This is a genomic window from Micromonospora matsumotoense (assembly GCF_900091525.1).
Lineage (GTDB): Bacteria > Actinomycetota > Actinomycetes > Mycobacteriales > Micromonosporaceae > Micromonospora > Micromonospora matsumotoensis.
Genome location: NZ_FMCU01000013.1, coordinates 69,508 through 80,615 on the forward strand (window position 1 = coordinate 69,508; position 11,108 = coordinate 80,615).

Annotated in this window: 7 protein-coding genes; 4 read left to right on the forward strand and 3 right to left on the reverse strand. The window is 69.9% G+C overall.

Annotation, left to right across the window (positions count from 1 at the left end; translation table 11 throughout):
• Window positions 1-75 precede the first annotated feature (75 nt).
• Window positions 76-2,430 carry an AbfB domain-containing protein gene (locus GA0070216_RS23055; RefSeq protein ID WP_091250036.1) on the forward strand — a complete coding sequence of 785 codons (2,355 nt, stop codon included), beginning with the start codon at window positions 76-78 and terminating at the stop codon, window positions 2,428-2,430.
• A gap of 64 nt (window positions 2,431-2,494) precedes the next feature.
• Here the strand turns inward: GA0070216_RS23055 and GA0070216_RS23060 are convergent, their stop codons facing one another.
• A complete protein-coding gene (locus GA0070216_RS23060) occupies window positions 2,495-3,712 on the reverse strand; it encodes a chitosanase (RefSeq protein WP_091250040.1) in 1,218 nt (405 codons plus the stop codon).
• Window positions 3,713-4,104: 392 nt separating this feature from the next.
• Between GA0070216_RS23060 and GA0070216_RS23065 the strand changes: the two genes are divergently transcribed.
• On the forward strand, window positions 4,105-5,679 hold the full coding sequence (locus GA0070216_RS23065) for a cellulase family glycosylhydrolase (protein ID WP_342670786.1): 1,575 nt from the start codon (window positions 4,105-4,107) through the stop codon (window positions 5,677-5,679).
• A 339-nt stretch (window positions 5,680-6,018) separates the two neighbouring features.
• Here GA0070216_RS23065 and GA0070216_RS23070 read toward each other — a convergent pair whose 3' ends face one another.
• Window positions 6,019-7,062 carry an alpha/beta fold hydrolase gene (locus tag GA0070216_RS23070; RefSeq protein WP_245722658.1) on the reverse strand — a complete coding sequence of 348 codons (1,044 nt, stop codon included), beginning with the start codon at window positions 7,060-7,062 and terminating at the stop codon, window positions 6,019-6,021.
• Between the two features lie 12 nt (window positions 7,063-7,074).
• Between GA0070216_RS23070 and GA0070216_RS23075 the strand changes: the two genes are divergently transcribed.
• Both GA0070216_RS23075 and xylB read left to right on the forward strand, forming a co-directional pair.
• Entirely contained in the window at window positions 7,075-8,001 is a 927-nt protein-coding gene (locus GA0070216_RS23075; RefSeq protein ID WP_245722659.1) for a helix-turn-helix transcriptional regulator, read from the forward strand.
• A gap of 201 nt (window positions 8,002-8,202) precedes the next feature.
• Window positions 8,203-9,603 (forward strand): xylulokinase, encoded by a 1,401-nt coding sequence (xylB, locus tag GA0070216_RS23080; protein WP_091250052.1) that lies wholly within the window; start codon window positions 8,203-8,205, stop codon window positions 9,601-9,603.
• A 181-nt stretch (window positions 9,604-9,784) separates the two neighbouring features.
• Here xylB and GA0070216_RS23085 read toward each other — a convergent pair whose 3' ends face one another.
• Window positions 9,785-10,996, reverse strand: a complete 1,212-nt coding sequence (locus tag GA0070216_RS23085) for a pectate lyase (RefSeq protein WP_091250055.1) — start codon at window positions 10,994-10,996, stop codon at window positions 9,785-9,787.
• Between the last annotated feature and the right edge of the window lie 112 nt (window positions 10,997-11,108).

Genomic DNA, 11,108 nt, shown 5'->3' on the forward strand with positions numbered 1-11,108 from the left:
GACCGGCCGCCCGACACCCACTGCCAGCCGCCAGCGGCGCAGCTCGGCCCTGACGGCCCGTCCGATGGAGACGGCATGACACGTCCCGATCCCGTCCGCCTCGCCGCCCCCCTGCTCATCGTTCTCACCCTGGTCGCCGGCCTGCTCGCCGCGCCGGCCGCCCCGGCGCACGCCGTACCGGCCAAGAACCCGCCGCTGACCACCCCCTGGACCGCCCGGGCACTCGACGGCACGCCACTGCCGGAGTACCCGCGACCGCAGATGACCCGGTCGGACTGGCTCAACCTGAACGGCGAATGGCAGCTACGCCAGTCCGCCACCGACGACGCCCCGGCGTTCGGCACCGAGCTGCCCGAGCGGGTCAACGTGCCGTTCCCGGTGGAGAGCGCCCTGTCCGGGGTGCAGCGGGCCGCCGGCGACAACCGCAACTACCTGTTCTACCGGCGGGTGGTGACGGTGCCCGAGAGCTGGAACGGACGCCGGGTGCTGCTCCACTTCGGCGCGGTGGACTGGCAGACCACCGTCTGGGTCAACGGGGTGGCGGTCGGTGGCCACACCGGCGGCTACGACGCCTTCACCTTCGACGTCACCGCGCCGCTGCGGGGCGGTGCGAACGAGATCGTGGTGAAGGTGTGGGACCCGACCGACAGCCGGCAGAACGGCAGTCTGCCGCCGATCGGCAAGCAGACCAAACAGCCCGGCGGGATCTTCTACACGCCCAGCTCCGGCATCTGGCAGACCGTGTGGCTGGAACCGGTGCCGACGGCCTCGATCAGCAGCGTCGACCTCTCTCCGCGCCTGGCGGACAACACCCTCCGCGTCCGGGTCTTCACCCGGGGGGACGTCAGCGGTCACCGCGTCCTGGCCGAAGCGCTCGACGGCACCACCGTGGTCGGCTCCGCCACCGGCGGTTTCACCGAGTTCACGGTGCCCGTGCCGAGCGCCCGCCGCTGGTCGCCCGACGACCCGTTCCTCTACCACCTGCGCATCACCCTGCGTAATGCCGCAGGCGGTCAGGTCGACCGGACCACCCACTACTTCGGGATGCGCGAGATCAGCACCGGCGTGGTCAACGGTGTCCTGCGGCCCAAGCTCAACGGCCAGTTCGTCTTCCAGACCGGCACCCTGGACCAGGGATTCTGGCCGGACGGGCTCTACACCGCGCCCACCGACGCCGCGCTCGCCTTCGACCTGCAGAAGCACAAGGACCTGGGCTTCAACATGGTGCGCAAGCACATCAAGGTCGAACCGCAGCGCTGGTTCTACCACGCCGACCGGCTCGGTCTGCTGGTGTGGCAGGACGTCCCGTCCCTGACCGCGCAGGACATCAACGCGACCGACGCGCAGCAGGCGCAGCTCGAAGCCGAGGCCCGTGAGATCGTGAACGAGCATCGCAGCTCGCCGGCCGTCGTCACCTACACCATCTACAACGAGGGGTGGGGTGAGCGGGCGCTGGCCGACACCCGCCGGGTCGCCCAGGCCGTCAAGACCCAGGACCCGACCCGGCTGGTCAACGCGCACAGCGGCCACAACTGCTGCCAGTCGTTGGGAGACCCCGGCAACGGCGACATCGACGACTGGCACATCTATCTGGGGCCGGACTCGCCGGTGCCGTCGCGCAGCCGGATCGCCGTGCTCGGCGAGTTCGGCGGCCTCGGCCTGCGCGCGCCCGGACACGAGTGGAGCCCGAACGGCAGCTTCTTCGCCTACGAGTGGCAGCCGAACTCCACCGCGCTGACCGACCGCTACGTCGGCCTGGTGCAGGGCACGCAGAACCTCATGCTCGGTAAGGGGCTGAGCGCCTCGGTCTACACCGAGATCGCCGACCAGGAGGGTGAGCTGAACGGATTCCTCACCTACGACCGGCAGGTGGTCAAGATGGACCAGACCCGGGTGCGGGCCGCGAACCTGGCCCTCATCAACGCGTCGAGGACGATCGGCAGCTCGGCGCCGGTGGCGCTGCCGCTGAACGCCCGCCGTTCCCTGCAGGTGACGACTCCCGGGTACACCAACCGGTTCCTACGGCATCGGGACAGCCTCGCCTACACGGAGATCGTGGACGGCAACAGCTCGGCGGTGCTCAGGAACGACGCGACGTACACGGTCCGGGCGGGTCTGGCCGACGCGGCGTGCTACTCGTTCGAGTCGGTCAACTTCCCCGGGCAGTTCCTCCGGCACCAGGAGTCACGCGTACGCAACTCGCCGAACGACGGCTCGGCGCTGCTCCGCGCGGATGCCACCTGGTGCGCCCGGGTCGGGGTCAGCGGAGGCGGGGTCTCGCTGGAGTCCTACAACTTCCGGGGCAGGTACCTGCGGCACGTCGACTCGGAGGTCTGGCTGAGCAACGGCACCGGCGGCGAGGCGTGGAACACACCCGTGCTGTGGGCCGCGGACAGCACCTGGAACGTCACGACACCCTGGGCGCCCTGAGGGCAACGGTCCAGGGCGTCGGCACCGCGCCGACGCCCTGGGCCGCCCCGTGGCACGGCGCGGATCAGCCGATGCGGAACTGATCGCCGTAGACGGCGAAGACCAGCGGCGTGTTCAGGTCGAAGTTGCCGTTGTTGAGGAATACCCGCTGTGCCGTGTCGACACGGGAGGTGTCCGAGTGGGCCTCCTCCATCTTCATCTCGACGACCCGCTCGTCGAGGAACGCGTGGAGCCAGGTCCGCTCGTTGCCGCCCTGCGCCGGGGGCTTGGCCCGGGTGAGGGCGCGGCTGCGGATCTGACGCATGCCCTCGTACCCGTGCATGACCGCCGCGTCGTAGTAGGCGAACTGGCCGAGTGCCCGGACCCCGTCGTTCTTCCCGTCACGGACCGACGGGGTGAAGTAGACCCGGTCCCGTTCGGATTCCTGCGCGGCGCGGAACACCGGGTCGTTGGCGGCGGTGCGCCAGTCGCGGGGGTAGTTCGGGTCGAGGCCCGCGTGCGACGCGGTGCCGTCGACGGCGCGCAGCGCCGGCAGGTAGCCGGCCAGCACGTTGCCGGGCTTGGTGTTCGTGTACGCCTGGACCAGTTCGCGCATGTCGCCGGTGCCGGAGCAGAAGCCGATGATGCCGGCGGTGTAGCCACGGCCGTCGCCGATGTCCTCGATGTAGGAGAACTGGGCGCGCCAGTCGAGCGAGGAGTTCTCCGCCGCCGAGACGAGCTGCATGGCGACGTCCTTCTTCGCCGGGTCGTCGAGGTTGGTGCCGGCCGGGGCGGTGGCGGTCGGCGTGGGGGTGGGGGTGCCGCCGCCGGGGAGGGTCCACTGCTGGTTGGTGGTGCCACCGCAGGTCCAGATCTGCAGTCGGGCGCCGTTCGCGGTGCTCCGGTCGGCCACGTCGAGGCACTTGCCGGAGGCCGTGTTGACCAGGGCGCCACCGCTGGCGGAGGTCCACTTCTGGGCGCCGGTGCCGTTGCAGTCGTACAGCTGGATCCTGGTGCCGTCGGTGGTCGCCGCGGCGGTGACGTCGAGGCACTTGCCGAGCGCGCGGATCGAGCTGTCGCTGTTGCCCACCGTCCACGTCTGGGCCGCCGTGCCGTTGCAGTCGTAGAGCTGCACCGCCGTGCCGTTGGCCGGGTTGGCGCCGGCCACGTCGACGCACTTGCCGGCCAGACCGGTGATCGGCCCGGCGGTCGCGGCGCTGGCCGACGGCAGGCCGTAGCCGACCGCCGCGATGCCGACCAGCAGGGTGCCCACCGCGTAGGCGACTGTTCTTCTGCGCACCATGGCGTTCCTCGGGGAAGGGGCGGCAGGCCGCCGGCCGGTCGGTGCCCGGACGCGACGTTCGCCCAGGCGGGCACCGCCAGAATTAGGAAACTCTGTTAACAACTAGCAGTGCGTCCGTCGGCTGTCAATCATGGCCAGGAAGATCGGCCGGACCTCGGCGCGGTCCGGGTGGACCGGGGTCGCGCGCAGGGCGGGGAAGACCGCGTCGGCAGTCCCGGCGGCAGGGAGGAGTACCGCCGGCAGCCTTGCCCCATTCATCTACATACATCTATTATTTGGCGGCCCATCGACTGCCCGTTCCCGGCAGTCGAAGTATCGTCGAATCGCTTCGACAACCCCGCGTGACGGTTGGCGCGAAGACGGGAGATGTTGTGAAATCCACACTGAGGAAGGTGCAGTTCGCCCTGCTTTCCGGCGTACTGGCGCTGGCCGGATCCACCGCCGTGATGACGAGTGCGGCATCGGCCGACAGCATGGCCCAGCTGAACGCCACTCAACTCGTCGCCAACCTGGGGGCGGGCTGGAATCTGGGGAACGCCCTGGAGGCCAACGCCAACGGGATCCCCAGCGAGACGGCCTGGGGCAACCCGGTCGTGACGCAGGCATTCATCGACCGGGTGAAGGCGGCAGGATTCAAGACGATCCGCATCCCGGTCTCCTACCTGGGAAACATCGGGTCCGCCCCGAACTACACGGTCAACACCGCCTGGCTGAATCGCATCAAGGAAATCGTCGACTACGCCTACGGCCGCGGCCTGTACGTGCTGATCAACATGCACGGCGACGGCTTCAAGACCGTCACCGGCTCATGGCTGATCTGCGACTCGTCGAATCAGACGACGATCAGGGACAAGTACCAGAAGGTCTGGCAGCAGATCGCGACCAGGTTCCAGAGCTACAGCGAGCGCCTCATTCTCGAGTCCATGAACGAGGAATTCGACGGACAGTACGGCAATCCGACCCAGCCGTGCTACTCGAACATCAACGCGTACAACCAGATCTTCGTGGACACGGTCCGCCGGACCGGCGGGAACAACACCTCGCGCTGGCTGCTCATCCCCGGCTGGAACACCAATATCGACTACACCGTGGGCAACTACGGCTTCACCCTGCCGACCGACCAGTACCGGTCGACGTCCATTCCCGCCAACGAGCAGCGACTCATGATCTCCGTGCACTACTACGACCCCTGGGACTTCGCCGGCGAGGAGAACGGCACCATCACGCAGTGGGGGCCGGCCGCCACCAATCCGGCCCGGAAGTCGACCTGGGGTCAGCAGGACTTCATGGACGGACAACTCAAGAAGGTGCGCGACGCCTTCGTCTCGCGCGGATACCCCGTGTTCGTCGGTGAATACGGTGCGGTCGACAAGACGTCGGCCGACTCGACGAACAACAGGTACCGCGCGGACTACGCGCGCACCCTGGTGGCCACCGCCAAGAAGTACGGGGCGGCCACCGCCTACTGGGACAACGGCTTCCACGGGGTGTACGGGTTCGGGCTGTTCAACCGCAGCAACGCCACGGTCACCCAGCAGGGCATCATCGACGCCATCATGAGCGGCGTCGGCAGCACCACCCCGACGACGCCGCCGACCACCGCCCCGCCGACTAGCACGCCGCCGCCGACCACCCCACCGACGACGACCCCGCCGCCGTCGAGCGGGCGGTCCTGTGCGGCGTCGTACGCGGTGACCGGTCAGTGGCAGGGCGGCTTCCAGGCCGAGGTACGGGTGACCGCCGGTGGCTCGGCGATCAGCGGCTGGACGGTGACCTGGACCTTCGCGAACGGGCAACAGGTGACGCAGTCGTGGGGCGCGACGGTGACCGCCAGCGGCTCCACGGTCACCGCCCGCAACGTCGACTACAACGGTTCGCTCAGTGCCGGCGGTAGCACGACCTTCGGCTTCCTGGGGTCGTCGGGCAGCACCAACGGCGTACCGTCGTTGTCCTGCGCGGCGCGCTGAGCAGGCGGTGACCGCGCGGGCCGGACGTCACGGACGCCCGGCCCGCGCGCGGGCACGGCACCGGGTCTCGCGTGGGTGCCACGGCAGCACATGGCAACCGCAGGCCGAGGGCGACGGCGGAGCTACCGGACCGGCGGCTGGTACTCGACCTTCGCGGTCACGCCGGGCACCTCGCCCGGGCGGTCAGCGGGCTGGCACACCTCACCGCCATGTCGATGTCGCAGGCCGTCGTGCAGTTGCAGGCTCCCCCGGATCAACGCGGTCTGGCTCTGGGCCTCTACAGCACCTCCGCCGGCGGCCTGCGGGTTGCCCCTGGGCGATGGATGTCCTGCTGGAGTGCTAGGCGGCAGCCCGCTGCGCCAGCCACGTCAGGATCGCCTCGGTCGTCTCCTGCGGCTTCTCCTGCTGGATCCAGTGACCGCAGTCCAGGCTGACCACGTCCACGTTCGGCACAAATGCCGGCAGTCTTTCCGCCCTCGCGACCGGGTCGCGGTCGCCGTAGATCATGAGGGTGGGCTGTCGGATGATCGGGTCCACGTCCGCCAGCAGCCGCCAGTTGCGGTCCAGGTTCCGGTACCAGTTGATTCCGCCCGTGAACCCGGTCGACTCGAAGGCGGAGACGAAGACGGCCAGTTCGCTGTCGTTCATGAGGGGCTCGCCGAGTGGGGATTCCGCTCTGGCCAGGTTGATCAACGCATTGCCCGGCTGAGGCGCTGCGGGGGGCACGTTCTTCCGGTACAGGTTCCGGAGGAATCGGAACGTGTTCTCCTCGAACACGGCGTCCGCGACGCCCGGCTGCCGGTTGAAGTGCACGAAGTAGAAGTCGACGCCGAGCACGGCCTCCATGAACTCGATCCACGGCACTTCGCCGCGCTCCTGGTAGGGCACGCTCAGCGCCACCACGCCGTTGACCCGCTGCGGGTGCAGCAGGGTCAGGCCCCAGACGACGAATGCGCCCCAGTCGTGGCCGACGAAGGGGGCATTCTCGTAGCCGTAGTGATCGAGGAGGGCGACGAGGTCACCCGACAGGTGTGCGATGTCGTAGTCCGTCACGTCGACGGGACGGGACGAGTTGCCGTAGCCCCGCTGGTTCGGGACGATGACGTGGTAGCCCGCCGCCGCCAGGGCCGGCACCTGATGGCGCCAGGAGAAGGCGTGCTCCGGCCAACCGTGACACAGCACGATGGGGTTCCCCGCGTTCTGCCGGCCGGCTTCGAAAACTTCGAGTTCCACACCGTTGACCGAAACGCGGGTGGGCTCGGGAAAGTCGAGTGTCATGCCGGCATCCTGCCGACCGATACCGGTCACCTCCTGACCGGTTTCCGTGGCAGGGTTGTCCGGGTGCGAGCCGACCGGTTGGTGGCCATCCTCCTTCTGCTGCAACAGCGTGAGCAGGTGACCGCAGCGGAGGTCGCCCGGGAGCTGGAGATCTCCGAGCGCACCGCCCGCCGCGACCTCGACGCCCTGGGCATGGCCGGCGTACCGGTCTACTCCGTGCAGGGCCGGGGCGGCGGCTGGCGCCTCGTGGGCGGCGCCCGCACCGACCTGTCCGGGTTGACCGCCGGTGAGGCCCGCGCCCTGTTCCTGGTCGCCGGCCCGGCCTCGGCTGTCACACCGACGGTGAGAGCGGCGCTGCGCAAGCTCGTCCACGCCCTGCCGGAGCCGTTCCGGGCGCAGGCCGAAGCGGCGTCGTCGTCGCTCGTCATGGACCCGCAACGATGGGGGTCGAGCCGGGTCGCGCCCCGACCGCCGCGCTTCCTCGACGAACTCCAGGACGCGGTGATCCGCGGCGTCCAGGTCCGGCTCGGCTATGTCGACCGGGCACGCACCGGAACCGAGCGAACCGTCCACCCGCTGGGCATCGTCGCCAAAGGACCGTCGTGGTACCTCGTCGCCCACACCGAGGCCGGCCGGCGGACCTTCCGGATCGACCGCGTGTCGTCCGTCGATCCGACCACCGATCCCGTGCACCGGCCCGAGGACTTCGACCTCGCCGAGAGCTGGCGCGAGATCGCCGACGAGGTCGAACGCAGGCGGACACCCCTCGAGGCCTACGCGAGGTGCGCGCCCCACGGGATAGGCGTGCTCCGGATGGGGTTCGGCGCTCGACTCGAAGTGGGAGGCGCCACGACCGACGGCCGCATCGAGGTCGTCATCCGCGGCAACGACGAGAACAAGCTCGCCGGCGAGCTTGCCGGACTGGTCGACTACCTTGAGGTGACCGGCCCTCCGGGGGTGCGAGACCACCTGGCCGCGATCGGCACCGTGCTCGTCGCGCGATACGGCTCGCAGCGGCAGCGACCTCGGACGGCAGAACGATGACCGGGGTCATCGGGTTCGACAGCGCCGATGGACTCCGACTGTTCGCACGGCACCACGACAGCCGCAGAAGCACCACGTCTCCGGTCGGATGGCGCGCCACGGCCAGGATGCCGCTGCCGCGACGCCAAATTTTGTATAGCCATTGAACTAATGTGGTTGCGGACGTAGGGTCGGGTCTCACCGAGCTACGGAGGCATCGCCATGGGTGGCGCGAGGGCCCTCGTTGCCGGGGTCGATTCGTCGACCCAGTCGACCAAGGTCGTGGTCTGCGACGCAGAGACCGGCGAGGTGCTCCGCGCGGGCCGCGCCCCACACCCCGATGGCACCGAGATCGATCCACGGTCGTGGTGGGCCGCGTACGAGCAGGCCAGCGCCGGCCTGCTGGACGGCGTGGCAGCGATCGGCGTCGCCGGACAACAGCAGGGCATGGTCTGCCTCGACGAAGCCGGCGAGGTGCTGCGCCCGGCCATCCTCTGGAACGACACCCGCTCGGCGAACGCCGCCGTCGACCTGACCGCCGAGTTCGGCGGCCCGAAGGCGTGGGCCGACGCCGTCGGGCTGGTGCCGGTGGCCAGCTTCACGGTCACCAAGCTGCGCTGGTTCTCCCACGCCGAGCCCGCGCTCGCGGACCGCACCAGCATGGTGCTGCTGCCGCACGACTGGCTCACCCACCGGCTGCGCGCGGACGGCGGGGAGCCGACGACCGACCGGGGCGAGGCGTCCGGCACCGGCTACTGGTCACCGGCCGCCGGAGCGTACCGGCAGGACCTGGTGCGGCTCGCCTTCGGTCGGGACGTGGCACTCCCCCGGGTGGCCGGGCCGGCCGAGGTGGTCGGAGAGACCGCCTCCGGCGCGCTGCTCTCGGCCGGCACCGGCGACACGATGGGCGGGGCACTCGGCGTCGGCCTGCGGCCGGGTGACGTGGTGGTCTCGCTGGGCACCTCGGGGTGCGTGTACGGCCTCAGTGACGTACCGACCGCCGACGCGAGCGGCCTGGTGGCCGGGTACGCCGACGCGACCGGCCGCTTCCTGCCGCTGGTGTGCACGCTCAACGCGGCCCGGGTGCTGGTGACGGTCGCCGACCTGCTCGGCCGGTCCCTGGCCGAGTTGGACGAGCTGGCGCTCTCGGCGCAACCCGGCGCGGGCGGGTTGACCCTGCTGCCGTACCTGGATGGGGAACGCACCCCCAATCTGCCCGACGCGCGCGGGCTGCTCGCCGGCCTGACGCGGGCGAATGCCTCGGCGGCGAACCTGGCGCGGGCCGCGGTGGAGGGCATGCTCGGCGGCATCGCCGACGCCCTCCACGCGCTCCGTGCCCAGGATGTCCCGGTCGACCGGGTGTTGCTGATCGGCGGCGCGGCCCAGTCCCGCGCGGTGCGGGCGGTCGCGCCGGCGTTGTTCGGCGCGTCGGTGAGCGTGCCGCGCCCCGCCGAGTACGTGGCGCTCGGCGCGGCACGACAGGCGGCCTGGGCGCTGTCCGGCGAGGCCGCGCCACCGTCGTGGCCGGTCGCGGCCGAGGACGTCACCGCCGCCGCCGACACCCCCGAGGTGTACGAGCGCTACGTCACCGTCCGCCAGCAGGCGCTACCGCTGCTGACCTGACACCGGCAGCACGCAACGGTAGACCGGGACGCAGTCAAGGACGAGCCGTCCTCCGATACGCCCGCGACACGGGCGACGCCACCTCGGAGGCGGTGTCCAGCACCCGTCCGCCCGGCTGCGGCCCCGAGGGGCACCCGCCCGGCGGCGGGTGCCCCTCGGTAAAGGAAGTCGTCCAGGGTGACTACCGGAAGGTGACGTCACTCCTGTTGACCTTGCAGTTGGCGTCGTTCCAGCCCTCACCGAGGTAGCTGGGTTCGCTGCCCTTGGGCGCGCCCTTGTACTTGCCGCAGATGGTGGCCGAGCCGATCACGACCACGCGCGTGATCGTCGCGGTGTCGTTCCAGTTGCTGTTGATGCCGGCGAGCATGTCGATGTCGTCGACCAGGACGTTGTCGATACGCACGTGGCGGGTGTACGAGGTGGTGCAGTTGCCGCAGCCGCGGTACAGCTTGCCGGACCCCTTCAGGTAGAAGCCGGCGATGTTGACCGTGCCGTTGCCGTTGTGCTGGAAGGTCTTGTCGCTGCCGCTGCGCGCGCCGCCGCCGATGACGTACGAGGTGCCGCCGTTGGTCTGCTTGAAGGTGGCGGCGTCCTCACCGATGTCGTTCCACCACACGTTACGCAGGGTGCAGGTGCCTTCGCAGTGCACCCCGTCGCCGGCGGGCGAACCGAGGATGACGTTCTGCAGCGTGCCGCCGTTGGCAATCTTGAACATCGGGTCCTGCGACTCGCCCTGCCCACCGTCACCGATGCAGCAGTAGGTCTTCATCCCGCCGTCGAAGGTGCCGGAGACGTTGACCGTGCCGGAGATGCTGGCCGGGCCGGCCGACGACGGCCACGCGCCGGTCGGCGTGCCCGGGTTGCTGGTCGGGCTGGACGTCGGACCGCTGGTGGGGCCAGAGGTCGGACTGGTGGTCGGGGTCGACCCGCCGCTGGCGTACGTCTCGAACTCGGCGATCCGCGGGGCGCCGGACGCGCCGGTGATGACGAAGGAGACCTTCTTCAGCGACGTCGAGGAGAAGTTGATGGTGCTCGGGGCGCTGCTGCCGCTGGCCAGGACAGCCCCCGTGTCGTTGTTCTTGAGCTGCCAGCCGCTGATCGAGCCGCCGCCCGAGGCCTGCACGATCACGGCCGAGGACACCGTGGTGGCGCTGCCCCACTTGACCGAGACCGTGCCGGTCGAGCCGCTCGGCGACCAGTAGGTGCTGGCGTTGCCGTCGATGACGTTGCCGTAGCTGGTGCCGCTGGCCTTGCTGGAGCCGTCGGCGCCGGCGCCGAGGCTCAGGTTCGTGGCGGCCGAGGCGCTGGGAATCTGCAGCGCCAGCGCGACGACGGCACCCGCGACCGCAGTGGCACCGCCGGCCAGCCACCGCGAGGCGACTTTGCGTCTCATCTGATTTCACCCTTTCGAGCATGAGCACCTGGTAAGGGAAAGCGCTTTCCATCAAAGATAGAGACAGGTCGATGATGAGGCAAGGGTCACACCAGCTTCGCCTGTCTTGTCC